Annotated in this window: 21 protein-coding genes; 1 reads left to right on the top strand and 20 read right to left on the bottom strand. The window is 67.3% G+C overall.

Going from position 1 to position 21180, the window contains the following annotated elements:
* From J0M27_RS05245 to J0M27_RS05160, 18 genes are all read right to left on the bottom strand, one after another.
* Positions 1-207, bottom strand: a 207-nt coding sequence (locus J0M27_RS05245) for a hypothetical protein (protein ID WP_294988152.1), incomplete at its 3' end; no start/stop codon positions are given.
* Between the two features lie 111 nt (positions 208-318).
* A complete protein-coding gene (locus tag J0M27_RS05240; protein WP_294988151.1) occupies positions 319-1155 on the bottom strand; it encodes an AAA family ATPase in 837 nt (278 codons plus the stop codon).
* Between the two features lie 38 nt (positions 1156-1193).
* Positions 1194-2945, bottom strand: coding sequence for a secretin N-terminal domain-containing protein (locus tag J0M27_RS05235; protein ID WP_294988149.1), 1752 nt, complete (start codon positions 2943-2945; stop codon positions 1194-1196).
* Complete coding sequence (locus tag J0M27_RS05230) at positions 2942-3325, bottom strand: hypothetical protein (protein ID WP_294988147.1); 384 nt, start codon at positions 3323-3325, stop codon at positions 2942-2944. Before J0M27_RS05230 ends, J0M27_RS05235 begins: the two co-directional genes overlap by 4 nt.
* On the bottom strand, positions 3322-4023 hold the full coding sequence (locus J0M27_RS05225; RefSeq protein ID WP_294988145.1) for a hypothetical protein: 702 nt from the start codon (positions 4021-4023) through the stop codon (positions 3322-3324). Before J0M27_RS05225 ends, J0M27_RS05230 begins: the two co-directional genes overlap by 4 nt.
* The gene (locus J0M27_RS05220; RefSeq protein WP_294988143.1) at positions 4020-4691 is read right to left on the bottom strand and encodes a PilN domain-containing protein; all 672 of its coding nucleotides are present in this window, start codon (positions 4689-4691) and stop codon (positions 4020-4022) included. The genes J0M27_RS05225 and J0M27_RS05220 overlap by 4 nt, the downstream gene beginning before the upstream one ends.
* Complete coding sequence (locus tag J0M27_RS05215) at positions 4688-5617, bottom strand: hypothetical protein (protein WP_294988141.1); 930 nt, start codon at positions 5615-5617, stop codon at positions 4688-4690. Before J0M27_RS05215 ends, J0M27_RS05220 begins: the two co-directional genes overlap by 4 nt.
* Positions 5618-5825: 208 nt before the next feature.
* Positions 5826-10259, bottom strand: coding sequence for a DUF6701 domain-containing protein (locus tag J0M27_RS05210; protein WP_294988139.1), 4434 nt, complete (start codon positions 10257-10259; stop codon positions 5826-5828).
* A gap of 82 nt (positions 10260-10341) precedes the next feature.
* On the bottom strand, positions 10342-10776 hold the full coding sequence (locus tag J0M27_RS05205; protein WP_294988137.1) for a hypothetical protein: 435 nt from the start codon (positions 10774-10776) through the stop codon (positions 10342-10344).
* Positions 10773-11639, bottom strand: coding sequence for a type II secretion system protein (locus J0M27_RS05200; protein WP_294988135.1), 867 nt, complete (start codon positions 11637-11639; stop codon positions 10773-10775). Before J0M27_RS05200 ends, J0M27_RS05205 begins: the two co-directional genes overlap by 4 nt.
* Positions 11636-12205, bottom strand: coding sequence for a type II secretion system protein (locus J0M27_RS05195; protein WP_294988133.1), 570 nt, complete (start codon positions 12203-12205; stop codon positions 11636-11638). The genes J0M27_RS05200 and J0M27_RS05195 overlap by 4 nt, the downstream gene beginning before the upstream one ends.
* Entirely contained in the window at positions 12195-12785 is a 591-nt protein-coding gene (locus J0M27_RS05190) for a GspH/FimT family pseudopilin (protein WP_294988131.1), read from the bottom strand. Before J0M27_RS05190 ends, J0M27_RS05195 begins: the two co-directional genes overlap by 11 nt.
* A gap of 39 nt (positions 12786-12824) precedes the next feature.
* The gene (locus tag J0M27_RS05185; RefSeq protein ID WP_294988129.1) at positions 12825-14534 is read right to left on the bottom strand and encodes an O-antigen ligase family protein; all 1710 of its coding nucleotides are present in this window, start codon (positions 14532-14534) and stop codon (positions 12825-12827) included.
* A 90-nt stretch (positions 14535-14624) separates the two neighbouring features.
* A complete protein-coding gene (locus tag J0M27_RS05180; protein ID WP_294988127.1) occupies positions 14625-14993 on the bottom strand; it encodes a type II secretion system protein in 369 nt (122 codons plus the stop codon).
* Between the two features lie 48 nt (positions 14994-15041).
* Positions 15042-15554: a type II secretion system protein gene (locus J0M27_RS05175; RefSeq protein ID WP_294988125.1), complete on the bottom strand. Its 513-nt coding sequence runs from the start codon at positions 15552-15554 to the stop codon at positions 15042-15044.
* A gap of 86 nt (positions 15555-15640) precedes the next feature.
* Positions 15641-16087, bottom strand: a complete 447-nt coding sequence (locus tag J0M27_RS05170) for a hypothetical protein (protein ID WP_294988123.1) — start codon at positions 16085-16087, stop codon at positions 15641-15643.
* An 8-nt stretch (positions 16088-16095) separates the two neighbouring features.
* Positions 16096-17328 carry a type II secretion system F family protein gene (locus tag J0M27_RS05165; protein WP_294988121.1) on the bottom strand — a complete coding sequence of 411 codons (1233 nt, stop codon included), beginning with the start codon at positions 17326-17328 and terminating at the stop codon, positions 16096-16098.
* Positions 17329-17404: 76 nt separating this feature from the next.
* On the bottom strand, positions 17405-19111 hold the full coding sequence (locus J0M27_RS05160) for a GspE/PulE family protein (RefSeq protein ID WP_294988119.1): 1707 nt from the start codon (positions 19109-19111) through the stop codon (positions 17405-17407).
* A 117-nt stretch (positions 19112-19228) separates the two neighbouring features.
* Here J0M27_RS05160 and J0M27_RS05155 point away from each other — a divergent pair, with 117 nt between their 5' ends.
* Positions 19229-19693 carry a tRNA (cytidine(34)-2'-O)-methyltransferase gene (locus J0M27_RS05155; protein ID WP_294988117.1) on the top strand — a complete coding sequence of 155 codons (465 nt, stop codon included), beginning with the start codon at positions 19229-19231 and terminating at the stop codon, positions 19691-19693.
* Positions 19694-19695: 2 nt separating this feature from the next.
* On the opposite strand, the gene J0M27_RS05150 is transcribed toward J0M27_RS05155, so the two are convergent.
* Together J0M27_RS05150 and J0M27_RS05145 are read right to left on the bottom strand one after the other, a co-directional pair.
* On the bottom strand, positions 19696-20676 hold the full coding sequence (locus J0M27_RS05150) for an NAD(P)H-dependent glycerol-3-phosphate dehydrogenase (protein ID WP_294988115.1): 981 nt from the start codon (positions 20674-20676) through the stop codon (positions 19696-19698).
* A gap of 42 nt (positions 20677-20718) precedes the next feature.
* The gene (locus J0M27_RS05145) at positions 20719-21180 is read right to left on the bottom strand and encodes an SH3 domain-containing protein (RefSeq protein ID WP_294988113.1); all 462 of its coding nucleotides are present in this window, start codon (positions 21178-21180) and stop codon (positions 20719-20721) included.

Below are 21180 nucleotides of genomic sequence, written 5' to 3'. Positions count from 1 at the left end.
GGGTGGCGGAGCGGAATTCTGCATGGCATACCATGCGGCGACCGGGAGTACGACCAATACCAGGCCCGCCAGCAGCAAACGCGGCAGCATGGATGGTACTTCCTGGTGGGCCGCCAGCGGCGTCACCGCGGCGGGCAGCGCGGCGCGCTCGCCGTCGCCGACGCGGCGGGCATCGAGGTCGCGCAGCATCTTGTTGACCAGGCTCACTGTTCTACCCTCCCCCCGGCCCCCTCGCCAAGCGAGGGGATGGCCGCGATTCGCCGCCCTGCGGCTCCGCGGGGTGGCTGTGCCCCCTTGGGACGGCCCGGGGGGTCGCGCTCACCATGCCTGCCACCACTGCAAGCCCGGCAGGCCTTCGGTATCTCGGCCGGCAAGCTTGACGTGGGCGCGACTGACGCGGGTCTTGCCCTCGCCGTAGGCCAGCAGCAGGGATTTGTGCGCCAGCACGTTGACCAGGCGCGGGGTGCCGCTCGACAGCCGGTACAGCAGGCGCACGCTGGACGGGGCAAACACGTCGCCGTCGCGATGCCCGGCGACGCGCAGGCGGTGGGCGAGGTAATGTCCGGCTTCCTGCTGGCGCAGGCCGGGCATCCGGTAATGGAACACGATGCGTTGGCGCAGCTGGCGCACCGCAGGATTGGCCAGCTTCTGGTCCAGTTCCGGCTGGCCGAACATCACGACCTGCAGCAGCTTGCGCTTTTCGGTTTCGAGGTTCGACAGCAGGCGCAGCGCTTCGAGGCTTTCCAGCGGCATCGACTGCGCCTCGTCGATGCAGATCACCACCCGCTTGCCACTGGCCGCCATCTCCAGCAGATGCCGATTGAATTCCTTGACCAAGTGAAACTCGTGATCCAGTCCAGGCAGCTTGAGCCGGAGCTCCTCGGCGATCGCGATCAGCAACACGCGCGGTTCCAGCATTGGATTGGGCAGGTAGGCGACCACGTTATCCTCGCCCAGGGTAGCGAGGAAGCGCCGGCACAGCAGCGTCTTGCCGGTGCCGACCTCGCCCGTGATCTTGATGAAACCCTCGCCGGTGTCGAGGCCGATCAGCAGGGTGTTGAGCGCTTCCTGGTGGGCGTCGGCCGAATAGATGAAGCTGGTGTCCGGCGTGATGCCGAACGGCATCTCGTGGAGCCCGAAGTGCTTGAGGTACATCTGGCGTCCCTGCGGGCTTGGCTCGCGCGCGCTCCGGCCTACTGCGCGGGCAGGCCGCCGGGATAGCCCTTCACGCGCTCCTGTACATCCTTGATGTCCTGCGCCCAGGCACGGTCGCTGTCGATCAGGGTCGGCTTGATCAGTATCACCAACTCGCGCTTGCGCAGCGCCGAGGCGCGCTGGCCCAGCGCGTTGGCCAGGAAGCCGCTGGCGCCGGGCAGTTGCGAACGGTCGGAGCTGGATTCCTGGCGCATCAGGCCGCCGATGGCGACGATGTTGCCGTCCTGGACCCGCACCACGCTGTCGGTCTCGTTGATGCGGCTCACGGCCAGCGGCAGGTTGATGATGCCGGTGGCGCCGCCCAGGTCGATCACCTTGTTGCTTTCGGTGATCGTGGTCACCGCCGGATGCACGTGGAGGATGATGTTGCCGTCGTCGTCGATCTGCGGCGTCACGTCGAGCGAGATGCCCGAGAACATCGACTGGAATTGCGGCGTGACCGTGGCCGGCCCGGTGGTGCCCGCCGCGGTGGTGGTGCCCGCACTGACCGTAAGGTTGGTCACGAATATGCCGTCGTCACCGACCTTGAGCACCGCCTTCTGGTTGTTCAACGTGGCGATGCGCGGCGACGACAGCACCGAGACGCTGCCCTGGCTTTCGAGGAAGTTGAGCAGCGCGGCGAAGTTCGAGGTCTGGAAGGCGAGGCCGATGAAGCCCTTGCCCAGCGTCGAGGCGGCTATCGACCCGAGTTGGCCGGGCGTCACGGTAAGCAGCGGGGCCGTCGCCGTACCGATGGTTTGCGCCGTGGTGCCGACGCCGACGGTGGCGCCCGGCTGCGAGACGCCGATGCCGCTGCGGCTGTTCGGTCCGCTCTTGAAAGCACCCCAGTTCACGCCGGACTGGAAATCCTCGGACAGGGTGACGTCGATGATCTTGGCTTCGAGCATCACCTGCCGCTCGGCGACCAGTTGCGTCGCCTTGAGGTATTTCTCGACATTGCGCAATTCGTTGGGCAGGGCGCGCACCAGGACTACGCCGGAGGAGGGATTGACCACCACGCTGCGCCCGTCGGTGGTACCGACAATAGTCGCCAGCGCGCGGTTCAGGTCGCCCCAGAAGTCGCTGACCGAGGTCATGCTGACGCGACTGGTATCGGACCCGACGGAGGCCGTCGAAGAACCGGTTCCGGCCGGCAGGGTTTGGCCCGCCGTCGGCGTGGAAGTGGTGCCGCCACCACCCGTGGTGCCACTGGTCGACATCGCGTTGCCGGAAACGCGCAGCACGCTGCTGCCGTGACGCTGGCTGGAAAGGTAGTTGATCTGGAAGACGCGGGTCTTGATCGTGTTGGGTTCGATGAAGATACGCTTGCCCTGCAGGCGGTATTCGTAACCGTAGAGCTCGCGGATCGTGTCGAGCGCCTCGATCACCGTGACGTCCTTCAGGTTGACGGTCAGGCTACCGCTGACGTCGGGCGGCAGCAGCATGCTATAGCGTGTGCCGGAAACCAGCGCCATGAAGACCTGCGTCGCCGGCGCGTTGACCACCGACAGGTCGAAGCGCGGCTCCACCGCCGCGGCATCCGCGGTCGCCGGCGGAGCCAGGGGCGGCATCAGCGATTTGTCGGCGACCTCGGCCGCCGGCGCCTTGCGTTCGGTCGCCGATTTCAGCAGGACATCGTTGATCTGGCCTTGCACGTCGCCGCCGGCGCGTTGTGGCGCGGCGCAGCCGGCGAGGACTGCGGCGGCGAGCAGGGCGCAGCACAAATATCTGGTTGGTCTCGTGGTCGTCATTGCGTGGTTCCCGTCGTGCGCCGCTTTGCGGCAACCGTCTTGCTTGCTGGCACTTTTTCGATGGCCGGCATGACCTTGATGACTTCGCGTCCGCCCGGCCCCTTCAATACCACTTCGCTTTCGCTGATCTTCTGCACCCGCTTGTCGCCGACCATGCCGCCGACCGAAACATACCTGCCGTTGATCACCGCCGCCGACTTGCCGCCGCGTCGCAGGATCACAGTCTGCACACCGCTTTCGGCCGGCGTGGCGAAACTGCCGACCGCCTCGGGGGCCAACGCGGCCGCCGCCGGACGGGTCGGGTCCGGCACCTGCGCGCCGGCCACCGCGGCCACTGCCAGCCCGGCCAGGAAGATGCAATTCAAGGCGCGACGCATCATACGACCAGCCAGTCCCGGTCAAGGCTCAGCGTGTACACCCGCAGCACCATGACATTGCGCGGGTACTTTTCAACGCTGAAGCTGAGGCTGCTCCACATCAGTTGTTGCGGCATGCGTTCGAGCTCCGCAAGATAGCCCAGCAAATCGTTGTAGCTGCCCGCCAGGCGAATTTCCATGCCATGCTGGTAGATGCCGTCGCCACCGGCCTGCGCGGCATCGGCGGCGACCGCCTTGCCCTTGGCGCCCACCGGCTCGGTGCTTCCCGGCGTACCCACCTGCGTCACCGGCAGGGTCTTGAGGCCTAGCAGTTCGATCGACCGGCGTGCCAGAAGTCCTTCGAGGAAGGCCTGCATGCGGGCCGGCGGCACCATGCCCGCCTCGAAGCTCGCCAGGCGTCCGCCCACGGTCGCCAGTTCCTGCTTGATCTGCGCCAGGCGCCGGCGGCTGCCGGCGTCCGGGTCGGCGGTCTGCGCTGTCAGCACGGCCAGCCTGGCCTGTTGCACCGCGAGGTCGGCGCGCGCCGCCGCCTCGACCCGGTCGGCCGCACGCGCCTTGAGCAGCAAGGGCTCAACCGCGAAGCTGTAGAGCAGAAAGGTGCCGCCGAATACCACCGCGAAGGCCACGATGGCGCGTTCGCGCCGGGTCAGCGCAGCGAACTTCGCCGACCACTGCGACCAGTTTGCGGCCAGCGCGCTCATGGCTTGGCCTCCCTCGCCTCGGCCGGCTTCGGCAGGAGCACGAAATCGATCGGACGCGGTAGAGAAGTCGGCGCCGGCGACACGGCGGGCGCCTGCCCGACCGGCCGCAAGACCGGCGCCGGCTCGGCCCGGTTCATGGTCAGGGAGGCGAAGCTGCGGCCCTGGAAGGCCTTCTCGCCACGCAGGCGACGGATGTAGTCCGGCAGCGCGGCGGCGTCCAGCATGCTGCCGCGAATTTCCATGTCCCGGCCGCCCGGCCCGATGGCAAAGCCCGTCAGCCAGAGTCCTTCCGGTACCTGGCGGGCGAGGCCGCGCAGATGCTCGGAAAAGCCGCCGGTGCTGCCGACGGCGCCACTTTCCAGCAGCTGGGCGATTTCGCCACGACGACGCAGCATGGCTGCGGCACTGGCGACTTCGGCGATCAACTGCGGGTTGGCCGGGCGACCGGCCGACTTGGTTGCGGCTTCGACGGCATCCTTCGCCGCCTTGAGCTGGGCTTCCATGGCGGCGGCGGCGTCCGCCCGCGCACCGGCATCGCGCCAGGCCCAACCGCCGGCCAGCGCAAGAGCCGCATAGAGCACGACGGCGGCGAGCGCCACGTTGCCCAGCGTCAATAGTTCGCGCTGCTTGAGGAAGCGCGGATGGTAGAGGTTGATCTGTGCGCTCACGTCGTTGCCTCGTCGCGCAGCGCGGCGCCGATAGCGCGCAGGCACTGGAACTGGCGCAGGGGATCGCGCAGGGCCGGCACCGCGCCCATGTCCAGCACCGACGAAAGTTCCAGCGGCGCCACGGTCACGGCCAGGTTGGCGCGCAAGTAATCGAGGAAGCCCTCGACTCCCGGTATTGGTGCCACCAGCAATCGCGCCAGTGGCACGCTGCTGAAGACGCGATCGAAGTTGTCCAGCGAGCGCTGCACGTCGAGCGCGATGCGCTCGAACAGGTTGGCGCGGCGCTCCGCGTCGGCGACCTGCAATTGGCGCGCGGCGATGTCCACGCGGCGCACGACCAGCAGTTCGCCGCCGCGAGTAAAGGTGAGCAGGCCGGAATCGTCGTCGAACACCAGGGTGGCGAGACCGCGCCCGTCCTGCTCGAATAGCGCCGCCAAGTTGCGTTGCGACATTTCCGGCAGGTCGATCGCCGCCAGCGGCACCTTTGCCGCCTGGAAGGCCTGTACCAGCGGCGCCACGGTCGACTCCGGCGACAACGCGGCGAATACCTGCGGCGTGCCGCGATCGGTCGGGATCGGCAACATGTCGATGGCCGCCGTCTCGACCGGGAACTCGACCTGGTCCTTGACCTTCCAGCGCAACACTTCGCGCGCCTCGTCGGCGGCGCCGGGAACCGCTTCGGTCTGGATCAACTGGTAGCTGCCATGCTCCAGCAGCACTGTGCAGCGGTGGCGATCGATCCGCAGTGACTTCCTCAGCGCGCCCAGCGTCGCCGCGCAGTCCGCGCCCTTTTCCACCGAATCGGCCAGCAGCACGCGCGGCTGGCGGCCAGCCTCCCGGCGCACATGGACCAGGTCGACACGCTCCGGCCACAGGACCACGGACAACCAGCCCGGCTCGCTACCCGATTTGAAAAAGTTTCTCACTGGACGCATGGGTTCCCATTTTTTCTTCTGACTATACTGACCAAGAGCGCGCGCGAAAGCCTTGATATCAAGGGGGAAGGGCAGGCATTTGGACCCTTCGTCGCGCTAATTCGCGAACCGCCGTGCCGCCAGCGACCGAAGGAAGTCCCCGTGGGGCGCCGTCCCAGGGATACCGCTCCGCATATCGTCTGCGGAGGCCGCGATGGCTTCAATAGCGTTCACGCAGGTAGATGTAGGGCGCCTTGGGCGAGCCGAACCTCACGCGCGCATTGGGGTCGAGCTTGCCGGCACACCACGCGAATTGAAGCCAGGGCATGTTGGCGGCCGTCGTCGCCGGACTGGCTGCATTGCAGGATACGTCCGCGGGAGTGCCTGTGCTGCCCAGATTGACGGCCACATCAACGATACCGGTGGCAACCGGACTTGGCTTGGCCAGCGTCAGCGTGCCGTTCCCTCCGTTCAGCGTCACTGCGGAGGCGCTGGTATTGGCTGCGATCCCGCCCGACAGCGCGACGGCATTGGCGGGCAGGCTGGTGCAGCCGTCGGCGGCGTTGAGCGCCCAGGTATTGGCGCCGGTCGCGTACTCCGCCCGCACCGGGAGACGGATGTTCCGCAGTTCCGAGCCGTAGGCATTGACCAGTCGCACGCGGCCAAAGCGCTGCTCGGTCGTGACACCATGGACGGCGGAGCTAGCGACGAGGGCGATGGTCTCGGTGCCGTCCGTATACGACGGCAGCGCGCTTACCGCAAAGCCGGTGTAGGGGGCAACCGGCGAGGCTGGCCGGGTGACCCTGTGTGTAGCGGTTACAGCCGCCGTACCGTAGGTTCCGGCGGTGCTGCCCCAGGATCCCGACGGCGCGGCGCCACCTGCGACCAGCGTCCCGGAGGATCCCGTAAAACCGTAGTTGGCCCAGGTGGTAAGCCCGAACCTGGCATGGCCGCCGGTGTAGTTCAGCGTCGTCGCCGGCGTGGAATTCTGCGCGACGAGCGTGAAGTCGGTCTTGAACTCCTCACCCATATAGGTGAAGGTCGACGCGCAGGTTTCGCTGGCCCCGGTATTGATGCCGGCCCGGTCGACCAGGCTGCCCGCCGTCAGGGCGAAGCGGTCCGGCACGAAGCGGCCGAAATAGCTCGTTGCCGCCACATTGCCGAACTTGCAGCCGTACTTGCCATTGACATCGAGGGCATTCGAAAAATCGTCGGTGCAGTCGTTGGGCTGGTCGACCGCGGTGTAGCCGTCGTCGTAGACCCCGTTGGCAGCGAAATTGAAGTAGCCGACCTCGGTATAGGTGAAGTTGCCTGTCGCCACGCCGGTACCGACAGTTGCCGCGCCGAAGCTGCCCCCCAGCGACCCGGTCTGGATGGCGCCGGCATGGGCCGCCAGCTTGCTCGCATCGATCGTCGGCGTGCGGTTGTAAGAAGCCAGGGCGGTGGCAGCCAGCGTGAAGCTCGCGCCTGCCTTGACCGCCGGTGTCGCGCTGACGCTTGTCCCCGTCGCATCGGCGTTCGCGCTCGAACTGACCGCAAAGGCGCTCGGCCGGATGGCGAAGTTGTCGCTGGAACACCGCGTGATGGCGCTGCCGCAGACCAGCGCCGTGCAGCTGAAACGCATCCTGACGTCACGGTAGGCATTCGCCACGCTGATCCCGGGGATGGTCGCCCGCCCGGCGGCGAAGGTCGCGCTGCCCAGGGCGATGGTCGCATCCTGGCTGACAGGGCAGTTATTGGCGTCGAGCGCCACGCCGGTGTTGGCATTGGCCAGCAGGTCGACCGTGACCGAGCCGGCAAAGCCGGATTCAAGAGTGCCGTCGGCCTTGAGCGCGACCCCGCGCAGGGTGAAGGCGGTGCCCGCGAGCTTGGTGTAGAGCGCGGCATAGGTCAGCGGCGCCGCCACCGGGGTGCAGGTTGCGGACTCGCAGCCATTGAAGGCGGTCGGATTCGAGGGCACTACCACCGGCGCGGGACGCAAGGCGACGATATGGGTGTTGCCCTTGTCGTTGTTTCCCGCCTGCGGCGTCGCGGTCTTGGCGCCCGTGAGGCCGGCCGCCGCCTGATTGACGCGCGAGCCCTCGATCGAAACACCGCCGGCGTTGGGCGCGGTAAGACTGGAGCGGTCGTAGGATTCGGCCATGCCAGTGGGCGGAGTCCAGGTCCGCGATGACGCATAGGCGTGCGCGGTGACCAGCATCGTATTGGGTACCGGGGTTGTATTCACGCTGGGCGTGGGATGGGTCAGGGCGGACGGGGTGCTCTGGCCGTTCGCGATGACCACCGGGGTCGCGGCATCGACGCCCAAAAAAGCCTGGATGCCGCCCGCCACTGCCGTCGGCGCCGCGCCGAAGGTCCACTCGTGGGCGGCCGGCTCGGCGCCGGTGGCAAGGCGTCGATACACGGCAAGCGAGTTGTTGGTGCCGGCGCCCGCGACGTTGTCCATGCGCTGGATCAGCGTCCAGTCGCCCGGTACCGACGGCGCGATCACCGCCGTATCCGGGGTGAACGCTATCGCCGCGATCAGCTGGTCGTTCGCCACGGTACCGGCCGGCGTCGCAATGCTGAACCGGGTGGCGGACGCCGGCCGCAGCGCCAGGATGTGCGCGTTGCCCTTGTCCGCGTTGGCCGGAATCGTCGTCGTCGCCGTCTTGATCCCGGTAGCACCAGGCGCGGCAAGCAACGCGCGGGCACCGTCGACAGATTGGCCGGCGGCACCGCCCAGGGTCGTCACGTCGAACGATTCGGTGAAACCGGCCGGGTGCGTCCAGTTGCCCTGGCCATTCATGGTGTGGTGGGTCACCAGCATCGCATTGGCCACCGTGGTGGTGATGCTCGGCGTCGCATGTGTCGCCGCCGAGGGTGTTCCTTGTCCATTCGCCAGATCGATCGGGCTCGCGATGTCCACGCCCGAATAGGCCTGGATTCCGCCGGCCACGGTGACATCGGTGGAAAAGGTCCAGGTGTAGCTTGCCGGCTCGGTCAGCGAATGCAGCTTGCGATAGATCGCCAGCGAATTGGTGGTGCCGCCGGCGATGGCACTGTTGTCCATGAGCTGTACCAGCACCCAACCGGCGGGGGGCGTCACGGTCGCCGTATGCGGGGCAAAGCCGATCGCCGCGATCATGAGATCGTTCTGCACCGCGCTACCCGGGCGGGCGATATTGACCGAGCGGGTAGCCGGCCGCAGCGCGAGGATCTGGGCGTTGCCGACATCGGCGTTCGCTGAAGCGGTCGCGGCCTTGGTGCCGGTTGCTCCGGCGGCAGTCGTAACCGCCGAGGCACTTTCCATGGAGACACCCCCGGCGTTGGGTACCGTGAGGCTTGCCACTTCATAGCGCTCGGTCAGTGCGGGCAACGTGCCACCCGCGGGTGGTGCAGTCCAGCCTGCCGACGACGACATCGAATGATGGGTCACCACCATGGCGTTGAGGACCGTGGTGATGCTCGGCGCCGCATGGGAAAGCGCGGATGGCAGCGGCGGGGGCGGTGACCCGGAGCCGGCGTCGATCGGCGTCGTCGCGTCCACCCCGGAATAGACCTGCATGCCGCCAACTTTCGCCGTTTCGCCGGCAATGCCGAATATGTAGCTGCTCGGCTCCGTCGCACCCGCGAATTTCCGGAAGACAGCCAGAGAATTTGTATTGGCAGCCGTGTTGTCGGTGCGGTTTACCAGGGTCCACCCCGCCGGCGGGGTGATCACGGCGGTATCCGGCGCCACGGCGACCGCCGCCAGCAACAGGTCACCCGGTGCCGCACCGGCCGGCACGGGGATGCGCAGGGCCGGGCGCAAGGCGAGGATGTGCGCGTTGCCGGCGTCGGCATGGCCGCCGACGGTCGCGGTCTTGGCCCCGGTCGGGCCGGCCACGGCCTGCACCTGGCGGTTGCCCTCCAGGGACTGGCCGGTATCGCTATTCACGGAAGCGCTTCTCCGGTCGAAGGACTCGGTCATCCCCGCCGGCGGCGTCCAGGTTCGCGACGACCCAAGGCCATGGTGTGTGACCAGCATCGTGTTTGCCACCGCGCCCGTGGTTACGCCCGGTGTCGCATGCGAGAGGCCTGACGTGTTCTGGCCGCTCTCGACGACGATCGGGCTGGCTGTATCGACGCTCGAAAACGACTGGATGCCTCCTACCGAGCCGGTCGATGCGGAAAACGTCCAGGCATAGTTCAACGATTCGATCGCCCCGGCGACCCGGTAGTACACCGCAAGGCTGTTGCTGTCGGTCGGTCCCGGGTTGTTCATGCGGTTGACAAGGACCCACCCGGGCGGTGCGGTGATCACGGCGCTGCTGGGCCGCACGGCGATCGCCGCAATCATCACGTCATTTTCCAGCGTCCCTGCAGGCACATTGATGGTGAGCGTCAGCACTCCGCTGACCGCGACGGCGGATGCCACCTGGCGAAACACCGGCGGGAGCGAGGTCGGCGTGCCGGAATTCGCCGCGGCGCGAAAGACGATGCTGCCCCCCCGCGCCGAGGTGGAAGCACGATGCGCGATGGCGCCGGTGGCCGGGCCGATCGCCGAGGTCGCGCTGCGGAAAGCGATCTGCGCCTGCGCCGGCACCGACGCAATGCCGACCGCCCACAGCATGGCCAGCAAGAGCAGAAGCAGCTTGCGGCCGGGCATGGTCACTGGATCGAACGTTCCCATGGCCGAATGGTACCCCCTGTTCATCCCGGAAGTCGGCGCTGGCGGCACGGCAGCGACAGGCTTGGCGTGGGCAGCGGCGATCTCAAAATGCCACCTCCAGCCGGCGTTCGACATAAAGGTTGCCGCCGGCGGCATTGGGACACCTCGGCTCGGCCGCGTTGGGTTCGCTGCAGGCCGTGGACTGCACGGTATATACGGTCGGGCCGCCGTTGGCATCAGCGACGGCATCACAGATGACCGTAACCGTGAATCCAGCCATGGTTGTCGCCGGCGGCGCAAAGGATGTCGGGGACCCGGCACCGGGACAGGAGCCATCCCGCAGTTGGCGATACATGCCCCACTCGATGCCGGTCCGCGCCGCGTGGTAGGCGCGCACACCCTGCACGTCGAGCGCCGAGCCGACCTGCTGGCTGGTGGAAATGCTCAGGATGAATGCACCCAGTGCCGCCAGCACGACGAGGATGAAGATCGCCGAGACGATGGCGAAGCCGCGCGGGCGGTTGGCGGCGATTCTCATGGTGCGTTGTCCACGTGGATCTGCTGTACCAGGGTCGCGCTTTCGCCGCTGGGTGTGTCGGTCAGCGTCAAGCGCACCAGCAGCAGGCCGCTGCGGCCGGTCGCGGCGGAGGCGTAGTCGATGGTACAGCTCGCCTTGGGCTCCGCGGTGGCGGACCCGGCAAGCAGCGCACCGGTGCCGCCGCAGACCGAGGGCGTGGCCAGGCTACAGCCGGTGAAACGGGTCAGGACGCCGCCGCTGCAGGTGTAGCGCACCACGAGATCGGTGGCGCCGACCACCTGGAAACGCGAGGCGGGCGACGGCAGCGGTGGCGACTGGGTGGGAAACGGATTGGCGACCAGCGGCACCGGGTTGGCCGTGATCGCCACGGCACCGGCGACCGTGGCGACGTTGCCACCGGCATAGGCATCGGCCGGCGCATAGCCCGCGCCCAGGTTGTACACCACGATACGGTCGCCGCCGGTGATTGGCGGCATTGGTCCCAGCACGTCGAAATCGAGTTCCGACGCAGTTTCCACCCCGGGCGTGCAATCCACATCCGTGGAGTAGAGGAAGTTGCCGCAGCTCGAACCGTCGCTTTCAACGCGGTAGCGTCCGCCCGACTTGGTCATGACGAATTCGAAGCCGTTGGCCACCGTGCGCAGGCTGTTGGGCAGGGCCAGGCGAACGTCGCGCGTCATGCGCCGCAGCGCGACATCGGCGACGTCGGTGAGTTCGGCGCGGCGCACGGAATCGGCATAGCCCTCGACCGGCTTGGCGATGAACACGGCGACGATGCCGGCAAGGATGCCGGTGATGACGATGGCGACGATCGCCTCGACCAGGGTGAAGCCGGCTTCATGTCGGTGCGTGGCGTTCGTCATGGCAGCAGGTTGGGCGAATGACGGGTGCGGTAGCCCTGCAACTGCAGCGTCTCGCCGGGGCTGGTCACGGTGACCGTGACCAGCAGCGACTCGGTCGCGGCGATGCCGTTGAGCGCCGCCTCGGCCACTGTGACCGCGGCGCTGTAGCCGGCCGGCAGCGCGACCCCGGTCAGGGTGGTGGCGATCGCCTGGGCGTGATAGTCGCTGGCGTTATCGAAGGGGAAGGTCGCGCTGGCGCGGGTGTCCGTGCCGCCGCCGAAGGTCTCGGCACCCACCGCCTCGACCGCGCCCGCGGCCGTGCAGCCGCCGGCGCCGACGACGTTGCTGGTCGCCGTCGCCGCCTGCGGATCGTCCGGATCGCACCAGGTAAACGGTTGCAGCAACACCTCTTCCAGAACCGCCTCGGCGATCGCCAGTGCCTGCTTGCGTATCAGCGGGTCGGCGCTGCCTTTCGCCGCCACGTTGAGCACCGTCAGCACCCCCGCCAGCGCGGTGCTGACGATCATGATGAAGACAATCAGCTCGATCAGGGTCAGGCCGCGCGCGCGGCGGCGATCAATGGACATGGCCGGTTTCCGCTTCGACGGTGACGACGCTGCCCGACACGGTGAAGGTGGCGGCGGCCGCCAGCGCGGCGCCGGTGGTGGCGTTCAGCGGACGCCCCAGCGGATCGAAGGCCAGTGGCGAGACGCTGGCGACCAGGGTGCCGCCAGCCGGCGGCGTCACGGCATTGCTGGCGCTGCCCGGCAGTGCCAGGGCGCGGGCAAAGGCGATCGGCCAACTGGCCGGCGTCAGGGTGTCGGGATCGAGCGACGAAATCTCCACCGTCATGCCGTTGCCCGCGGTCGTGAGGCGGACGTGGCGCCGTTGCGCCACCGCCGACTTTCTGGCGTATTCGATGGTGGAACGCACCTTGTCGCGATAGCCGATTTCGTCGAAGCCGCGCAGCAGGTCCACGCGCGGCAGTGCGACGAAGGCCATGATCCCGACCAGCAGCAGGATGGTGATCAGTTCGATCATGGTGAAGCCGCGCCCGCCGCGCAAGCCCATGCCATCCCCGCGCGCAAGTCGCGGCCGGCGCGGGCGTCCTGCCGAAAAGTCGGCGCTGGCGCTACGGCAAACCGGCAGTCGAGGCAGGAAAGGCATGCGGATGATGGTAGCAGAACCGGGGCTGCAGGCCTTCGATCACCCGCCGGCCTGCGGCACGGCGCGCAGCGACTCGGCGAGCGCGCGCAAGGGCTCGACCGCCGGGAAAATGCGCGCGGCCAGCGCCAGTTCGCCACGGGTCGCCGCGTCCTCCTCCGGAAATGCGCGCAGGGCAGACAGCGCCAGGCGGCGCGCCTCGGCCTCGCGGCCGGCAATCGCGTGGTGGATCGCGCAGCGCGTCACCAGGGCCCGCGCCGGAGTCAGACGCAGGCCCAGCTGGCACAGGTCGGCACGATCCGCGGCAAGCTGCGCATCGGGCTCCGCCATGATGTTGAAGGCGCGCAGCACCCAGGGCGCAAGCAGCGATTCCCGGTGCAGCCGCAGCAAGGTCTGCATCGACAGCCGCCAGGCGCTCTCGCGCTCCGCATGACCGGCGAAGGGGCGATAGGTGGCGGCTTCGATCGCGGCATAGTCGGCGCGCAGCCCGGCCAGCGTCGCCGCGCCGGCCAGCGCCGCGATCGTCACATAAACCAGCGCGCGCCGCGCGCCCGGCAACAAGCCGCCCCCGGAACCGGCGGCGCCGAGCAGCAGGGCCGTCGGACCAAGGAAATAGGCATACCAGAGCGGATATTCCAGCAGCGAATGGATCGCCACCATGCCCAGCACCGCGGCACACCAAGCGTGCGCCGGCTGCCACGGCTGGCGCAGGAAGGCGACCGCCCACGCCGCCAGCGCGACGACCACCGCGAACGCAACCGGCGCGCCGAACTCCACCAGCAGATTGAGGACAAGGTTGTGGGCATGCTCGGACACCATGAACTGTGCGCCGGCCTGCTGTGCCGACGCGGCGACGAAGCTGGCGAAGGAATAGTTGCCGGCACCCTGTCCCAGCCATGGCGCTTCGAGAAAGGCGGCCCAGCCGGTGCGCAGGATTGCCAGCCGCGCGCTCGGCCCGGAAACCTCCTCGTAGAGGCGAACGCCGGATGTCGCCGCCGCGTTGTCGCCGCCGACGGCGCCGGCCCAGCTACCGAACAGGCTAAGCGCCACCAGCCAGGGCAGCAGCAGCGCGGCGTCGACCACGATGCCTTTCCCCGGCCCCTGCGCATCCTTGCTTCGCGCCAGGAGCACTGCGCAGACCACGACGGCGGCATAAAGGAAGACACTGCGCGAACTGCCCAGCACGGCGCCGAAGCCGATTGCCGTCAGCAGAAGCCAGAACAGCGGCCGCGACAACCGGGTGCCGGCGCGCAGATGGAACAGCGAGGCGATGGCGAGGAAACTGTGGAGCGCGTGGTGGTTGCTCTGGCCCACGTTGGCCTGGATGGCGCCGCCGAGCCGGGGAAAAACCCAGGGCACCGAGCCGGCAATCCCGAGCCATTGCACCACGGCGGCGGCGGCGGCGGCCAGGCCGCCGACCACGAGGCCCAGTGCAAGCGCGTCGGCCAGGGCGGCGACGCCGAGGGTCGCGGCCAGGTGCCGCCCCAGCACCATCAGCAGGCCGGCCCAGAGCAGGTAAAGCGCATGCAGCAGGCCGACCTGCGCGAACGCCAGTTGCCCCTGCGCGAACTGCAACAGCAGCATGGCCAGCAGCACCGCAGGGACCACCAACAGTACGGGAAGCGGCAAGCCCTGGCGCGCCGTGTACAGTCCGCAGGCCGCCGCCGCCAGACCCAGGGCTGCCGCCCACCACTCGGAATGGAAGCTGGCGATCGGGTGGGTGTGGAAGGGCAAAACAAAGGGCCCGCTCACCATGACGGCGAGCAGGCCCAGACAAACCGCAACGATCGGAGCGGGACGAACGATCAGCCCGAATCCCGCGGCGAGGTCAGGACGCGTGCATCAGGAATCGCAGGGTACTTGGGAGACGCCGCTCTTGGTGACGCCCGCTTCGGCGCAAGCCACGGTGCAATTCGCCGAACCGCTGCTGCAGACGCCAGGAGTGACCGTGATGCTGGTCGCACAGGTCGCGCCGGTAATCAGTGCCGAGCTGCAAGTGGTGGCGGCGGTGACCGGTGAGGTTCCCGCAATCTTGGACTTCGCATACTGCATGGCGCCCGCCGATCCGAGCGCGCCGGCGATGCCGTCGGCCTTGGCCTGCACGGCGTCCGACGACAGATCGACGAACTTCGGCAGCGCCGAGGCGGCGAGGATGCCGAGAATCACGATCACGACCACCAGCTCGATCAAGGTAAAACCCCGTGCCTTCATTTCCCTCTCCTTTGCGTATCGCATGAATTTATGACCTTCAGTATAACCCTAGCACCCGGTGGTCACTACGGAAATCACCGGTGCGACGATCAACGCTCCGCTCAGGGTGGCCTCCTGGTAACTGATGCGGCAATTGGGCAGCGTACCGCCCGCCACGTCGTAGGTGCGCGTGCCGCCGCTGCCGCCCGCAGCCAGTCCATCCGCCGCGAGGTTGAGCGCGGCGGCGGCGTCGATGCCGTTCACCGTGGCGGCCGGATAGCGATTGACGATATCGACCATGAGGCCATCCATGTTCACCTTGGGCGGCGTCGAACTGCAATTGATCGCCGTCAGGCTCGATGCGGTGCCGGCGAGGTCGAGTTCGCAGCGCGAGCGGGCCAGGCTCACCGCGGAGCGCATGGAACCGTAGATCGCGTTCGCCTTGGCCACCCGCGCATCGCGCTGGGCGTCGATCAGGCGCGGCAGGGCCACGGCGGCAAGGATGCCGATGATGGTGATGACGATCACCAGTTCGATCAGGGTGAAGCCACGTTCGAGCGATAAACGGCGGCCTGGATTCATGGTAGTGAAAACCTTCGGGTCTGCGACCGGTAAAAAATATCAGTTGGCATTGCGGTCAATAGCTTGATTATCGACCATATACGAATCTAGTTCAGCCCTACGAGGCTGGCGCCGACTGTCTTGCCCGAGGCATCGACCCGCGCCACATAGCGCCAGCGCAACTCCCTGGCGTCGCCGAATGCGACCGGCAGGCGCGGCAGGTAGCTCAGTTCGCGGCGCACCGGATCCCAGGCCCACTGACCCTCCGCCTCGGCCACGCGGCCTTCGCTGAAGCCGCGCGGGCGATGGCCGAGGAAATCGACCGGGCTGGCTTGCGCCACTTCGCCGAGGCGTTCCTCCTCGCCACGCATGATGCGTTCGCCAATCGCCAACTGGATGCCGACGCGGATGTTGCGCACCGTGAGGTCGACCTCGGTGCGCTCGGCCTCGGCCTGTATCGCGTTGAGGCGCGCCAGCAGCAATGTGGCGAGAACACCGAAGATCGCCACCGTGACGGCGAATTCGAACTTGGTGGAACCGTGCTGGTGCCTCATGTCAGAGCTCACTTCTTCATGGTGACCTTGCCCAGGTCCCACAGCGGCAGGAAGATGCCCAGCGCCAGGATCAGCACCATGATGCCAAGCGCGATGATCAGGATCGGCTCGATCTGCTGCGCCAGTGTCTTGAGTTCGTACTCGACCTCGCTCTGGTACATGTCGGACACTTCCTTCATCATGTCGTCCAGCGCGCCGGATTCCTCGCCGACCGCGATCATCTGCAGCACCACGGGAGTGAACACGCCGGCGGCAATGGATGTGCGCAGGATGCTTTCGCCGCGCTCTACGCCGTCGCGCATTTTTTCCACCTTGTCGGCGATGTAGGCGTTGTCTACGGTTTCGGCGACGTTGGTCAGGGCCTGGATGATCGGTACGCCGCTGCGCGAGGCCAGCGCGAAACTCGCGGCGAAGCGCGCCAGCGTCGCCTTGCGCACGATCTTGCCGGCGATCGGGATCTTCAGCTTGAGGCGATCCCAGTCGTAGCGTCCGCGCCGCGTCCGGCGCCAGGCGTTGAAGGCGAACACGGCGCCGACGCCGCCCAGCAGCAATGCCGGCCACCAGTTCAGCATGAAGTCGGAAAAGCCGATCAGCATGCGCGTCATCAATGGCAATTCGGCGCCGAAGCCCTTGAACACACGGGCGAAGGCCGGGATCACGAAGATGTTGACGATGACGACGGCAATCACCATCGAGGCGACGACGAAGGATGGGTAGCGCAGCGCCGACTTGACCTGGTCCTTCATGAAGCGCTCGAAGGCGAGATGGTCGAACAGGCGGATGAAGACTTCTTCCAGGCGACCGGTCATTTCGCCGACGCGCACCATGGACAGGTAGAAGGGCGAGAACGCCTTGGGATGCCGCGCCAGCGACAGCGAAAGCTCGCGGCCGGAATCGAGGCTTTCGCGCACGTCCTGCAGCACTTCCTTCATCGCCGGATTGTTGCTGGATTCCTGCAGGCCGGCCAGCGCGCGCATGATGGGCACGCCGGAACGCAACAGGGTATGGATCTGGCGCGAGAACAGCAGGACATCCATGTGTTCTACTTTTTGCCGGAACAGCTGGATGCCGCCGGTCCCGGTGCCGGCCTTTTCCGCGGCACCCTCGGCCACCTTGATTTCCACCGGCGTCACGCCGCTACCGACGAGTTGGTCGGCCACGGCACCCGCGGTCGCGCCGTCCATGCTGCCCTGCACGATCTCGCCGGCGCCGTTGCGGCCGCGATAGGCGAAGCTGGGCATGGCCTACCGCGATCCGTGTCGGCAAACGCTTGCCACGCGTCCGGACGTAGTCATGTTGGGGTCCATGTGCGGCGACCTACTCGTCAAGCTGGGTACTGATGCGCATGGCTTCCTCGATGGTGGTGCGACCGCTGACCACCAGGCGCACGGCATCGCGGCGCAGGGTGTTGCCGGCCATCTGCTCGCGACCGATCTGCATGAACTCGTTGGGGTCGCCGCGGTTCACCGCCTCGACCAGCGCATTGTTCATGTCGAGGATTTCATAGACCGCCTGGCGACCCTGGTAGCCGGTGTTGGCGCAGTGGCTGCAGCCCGCGCCACGGCGGAATTCGACGCTGTCCACCTGGTCGCCGAGTTCAGCCTTGAGCCACAGGCGTTCGTTCGGATTTGGCGCACAGGGTGCGGAGCAGTTCTCGCAGGTGACGCGCACCAGGCGCTGGGCGAGGACCATCTGGATCGACATGGCCACCATGTAGCGCGGCACGCCCATGTCGAGCAGGCGGATCGGCGTCGACAACGCGTCGTTGGTGTGCAGTGTGGACAGCACCAGGTGGCCCGTCATCGCGGCGCGCATGCCGATCTCGGCCGTCTCCTGGTCGCGCATTTCGCCCAGCAGGATGATGTCCGGGTCCTGGCGCAGGGCGGAACGCAGCACGCGGCTGAAGGAGAGGTCGATCTTTTCGTGCACCTGCACCTGGTTGAGGCCGGGCAGGCGGTATTCGACGGGATCCTCGACGGTGATGATCTTTTTTTCGGGAGTGTTCAACTCGTTGAGCGCCGCATACAGCGTGGTGGTCTTGCCCGAACCGGTAGGTCCGGTCACCAAGACGATGCCGGCGGGCCGCGCGATCGAATGGCGGAAGCGTTCGAGCACGCGCGGCGGCATGTGCAGACGGTCCAGCTGCAGCAGGCCGGTGTTCTGCGCCAGCAGGCGCATGACGACCGATTCGCCGTGCTGGGTCGGCATCGAGGAGATGCGGATGTCGATCGCGGTGTTGCGCAGCTTGATGTTGAAGCGGCCGTCCTGCGGCAGGCGCTTCTCGGAAATGTCGAGGCCGGACATCAGCTTCAGGCGCAGCACCAGCGCCGTCGAAATCTTCGAATCGGCCTCGGTCTGCACGTGCAGCACGCCGTCGATGCGGAAGCGGATCACCACCGACTTTTCCTGCGGCTCGATATGGATGTCGGAGGCGCGCATCTTGAGCGCCTCCTCGAACACGGTGTTGAGCAGCTTGACCACCGGCGCGTCCTCGGCGCCGGCCGTAAGGCCGAGGATATTGCCGAACTCGGTCGCGACGTCACCCATGTCGGCAGTGAGTTCCTTCGCCAGGCCGCTGATTTCGGCGGCACGGCTATAGACCCGATCGACGGTGGCGAGCAATTGGCTCTCCGTCACCACGGCGAGGTTGATCTCGCGCTTGAGGATGCGCGCCAGTTCGTCGAAGGCTGTCAGGTCGGTCGGATCGGCCATGCCGACCACCAGCATCCCGGCGCGCTCCTGCAGCACCAGGGTGCGCAGGCGGCGCGCCTGGGCTTCGGGCAACAGCTTGATCAGTTCGGGCTGCAGCTTGAAGGTCTTGAGATCGACGTAGTCGGCACCGAGCTGGCGCGCGAGTCCGAGCGAGATGCCTTCTTCGGTAACGTAGCCGCTTTCCACCAGGACGCGACCAAGCTTGCGCCCCGAGCGCTTCTGCTCGTCGAGCGCGAGCTTGAGCTGCTCGCCGGTGACGAGCTGTTGCTGCACCAGCATGTCGCCAAGACGGATCTTTTCCGGACGTGCCATCAGGCAATCTCCCCAGTACCCGTAAAATCGGGAACCTTTCTGCTGCGATTTTGCACGAAATTTACCAGCTAATCAGCTGATTTTGCAGAAACTACCGCTTTTCGGAGATACCTGCAAGTGTTCCATGTCGTCCTGGTCACCCCAGAAATCCCGCCCAATACCGGCAATGTAATCCGTCTGTGCGCCAACACGGGCTGCCTCCTGCATCTTGTCGAGCCGCTCGGCTTCACCCTGTCCGACGCACAACTGCGCCGTGCCGGACTCGATTACCACGAGATGACCTGCGTCACGGTGCATCCGAACTGGAGCACCTGCCGGGCGGCGCTGGGCGAAGCCCGCGTGTTCGCCCTGACAACGCGTGCCGTTCGCCGTCACGCCAGCGCCAACTTCCAACCCGGCGATGCGTTTGTGTTCGGCTCCGAATCCTGCGGACTGCCGAACGCGGTGCTGGAGGACATCGACGCGGACAACCGCTTGCGCCTGCCGCTATTGCCGGGGAACCGCAGCCTCAACCTGTCCAATGCCGTGGCGGTGATGGTTTACGAAGCCTGGCGGCAACAGGATTTCGCCGGCGGCGTCTGATCCTACTCGTGCTTGGCACCGCGCGACATCAGCTGTTCCACGGCGACGCGCGGACTGATGTGGCCGTCGAGCACCGCCGTCACGGCGCGCGTGATCGGCATGTCCACGCCGAGTTCGGCGGCGCGGCGCGCCACCTCGCGCGCGGCCGGCACGCCTTCGGCGACATGGCCCAGTTCCGCGGCGATCTCCGGCAGCGCCTTGCCGTCGGCGAGCAGCAGGCCGACGCGCCGGTTGCGCGACAGGTCACCGGTGCAGGTCAGCAGCAGGTCGCCCATGCCGGCCAGGCCCATGAAGGTTTCGCGTCGGGCGCCGAGCGCCTCGCCAAAACGGGTGATTTCCACCAGGCCGCGAGTGATCAACGCGGCGCGGGCATTGTTGCCCAGACCGAGGCCGTCGCAGATGCCGGTGGCAATGGCCAATACGTTCTTCACCGCGCCGCCGACCTCCGCGCCGACCAGGTCGTCATTGGCATAGATGCGCAGGTTGCCGCCATGCAGTTGCTGCGCGGTGGCATCGGCGAACGCGGGATCGGCCGCCGCGAGCGTGATTGCGGTGGGCAGGCCGCGCGCTACTTCCAGGGCGAAGCTGGGGCCGGTAAGCACGCCGCAGGAAACCTTGCCCATCACCGCCACCACCACCTGATGCGGCAGCAGACCGCTGCCTGCTTCGAGGCCCTTGCATGCCCAGAGGAATGGCGTTGCCGGAGCAACGGCCTTGAGTTGTTCGAGCAGGGCACGCAAGCCGGCCAGCGGCGCGGCCAGCAGCGCCAGATCGGCGCCGGCAAGCGCGGCGGAAAAATCGGAAGTGAGTTTCATGCCCTCGGGAAACGCGCACCCGGGCAGGTAGCGCCGGTTCTCCCTGGCCTGCGCCATATCCTCGACCCGCGCGGCATCGCGCGCCCAGAGCACCACCTCGTGCCGGGCAGCGAAGGCGATCGCCAGCGCCGTACCCCAGGCCCCCGCACCGAGCACCGCTATGCGCATCCTATCCTCCCCGTCGCGACGACATCGGCGACGCCGCAGAACTCAATGACCCCAGACCTGCGTCACCTTGAGAAACCCGTCCTGACCGTCGCGATGGCGTACCCTGGCCCAGCCGCCGGGCTGGACTTCAAGCAGTTCCAGCACCACGTCGCGCTCGGCTTCGAACACCAGCGCGGCCTTGTCTTCCGCGGCGGCCCGCACCTGCGCGCGCTCGGCGCGCACGATGACGTTGCGCTTTTCGGACAGGTGCTTCTTCTCGATCCAGGTCAGGTCGCCCTTGCTGTCGCGCACCTTGGACCAGCCTTCGAGGCCGACGACGAGTTCGACCGGGGTGCCGGCAAGAACCACGAACAGCGGCTTGGCCTTGGCCGAGGGGGCATCGTAGACGGCTGCCGCCTCGGTCACCGTTCGGTAATCCAGCGCGAGCGCCGCCGGTGCGGAAAACAGCGTCGCGAGCATCAGAGCGAGGGAGGGAAGGCGCCGTGGCGCAGCGAGTGCCGGCAT

Source organism: Sulfuritalea sp., assembly GCF_017302275.1.
GTDB lineage: Bacteria > Pseudomonadota > Gammaproteobacteria > Burkholderiales > Rhodocyclaceae > Sulfuritalea.
The sequence above is the reverse complement of the archived record's forward strand: the minus strand, read 5'-3'. Positions and strand labels throughout refer to the sequence as shown.

Excerpts from the sequence above, each read along its gene's own strand:
- J0M27_RS05240 (WP_294988151.1), bottom strand. The coding sequence starts at position 1,155 with ATGTACCTCAAGCACTTCGGGCTCCACGAGATGCCGTTCGGCATCACG.
- J0M27_RS05235 (WP_294988149.1), bottom strand. The coding sequence starts at position 2,945 with ATGACGACCACGAGACCAACCAGATATTTGTGCTGCGCCCTGCTCGCC.
- J0M27_RS05230 (WP_294988147.1), bottom strand. The coding sequence starts at position 3,325 with ATGATGCGTCGCGCCTTGAATTGCATCTTCCTGGCCGGGCTGGCAGTG.
- J0M27_RS05225 (WP_294988145.1), bottom strand. The coding sequence starts at position 4,023 with ATGAGCGCGCTGGCCGCAAACTGGTCGCAGTGGTCGGCGAAGTTCGCT.
- J0M27_RS05210 (WP_294988139.1), bottom strand. The coding sequence starts at position 10,259 with ATGGGAACGTTCGATCCAGTGACCATGCCCGGCCGCAAGCTGCTTCTG.
- J0M27_RS05205 (WP_294988137.1), bottom strand. The coding sequence starts at position 10,776 with ATGAGAATCGCCGCCAACCGCCCGCGCGGCTTCGCCATCGTCTCGGCG.
- J0M27_RS05200 (WP_294988135.1), bottom strand. The coding sequence starts at position 11,639 with ATGACGAACGCCACGCACCGACATGAAGCCGGCTTCACCCTGGTCGAG.
- J0M27_RS05195 (WP_294988133.1), bottom strand. The coding sequence starts at position 12,205 with ATGTCCATTGATCGCCGCCGCGCGCGCGGCCTGACCCTGATCGAGCTG.
- J0M27_RS05190 (WP_294988131.1), bottom strand. The coding sequence starts at position 12,785 with ATGCCTTTCCTGCCTCGACTGCCGGTTTGCCGTAGCGCCAGCGCCGAC.
- J0M27_RS05180 (WP_294988127.1), bottom strand. The coding sequence starts at position 14,993 with ATGAAGGCACGGGGTTTTACCTTGATCGAGCTGGTGGTCGTGATCGTG.
- J0M27_RS05175 (WP_294988125.1), bottom strand. The coding sequence starts at position 15,554 with ATGAATCCAGGCCGCCGTTTATCGCTCGAACGTGGCTTCACCCTGATC.
- J0M27_RS05170 (WP_294988123.1), bottom strand. The coding sequence starts at position 16,087 with ATGAGGCACCAGCACGGTTCCACCAAGTTCGAATTCGCCGTCACGGTG.
- J0M27_RS05165 (WP_294988121.1), bottom strand. The coding sequence starts at position 17,328 with ATGCCCAGCTTCGCCTATCGCGGCCGCAACGGCGCCGGCGAGATCGTG.
- J0M27_RS05160 (WP_294988119.1), bottom strand. The coding sequence starts at position 19,111 with ATGGCACGTCCGGAAAAGATCCGTCTTGGCGACATGCTGGTGCAGCAA.
- J0M27_RS05150 (WP_294988115.1), bottom strand. The coding sequence starts at position 20,676 with ATGCGCATAGCGGTGCTCGGTGCGGGGGCCTGGGGTACGGCGCTGGCG.
- J0M27_RS05145 (WP_294988113.1), bottom strand. The coding sequence starts at position 21,180 with ATGCCGGCACTCGCTGCGCCACGGCGCCTTCCCTCCCTCGCTCTGATG.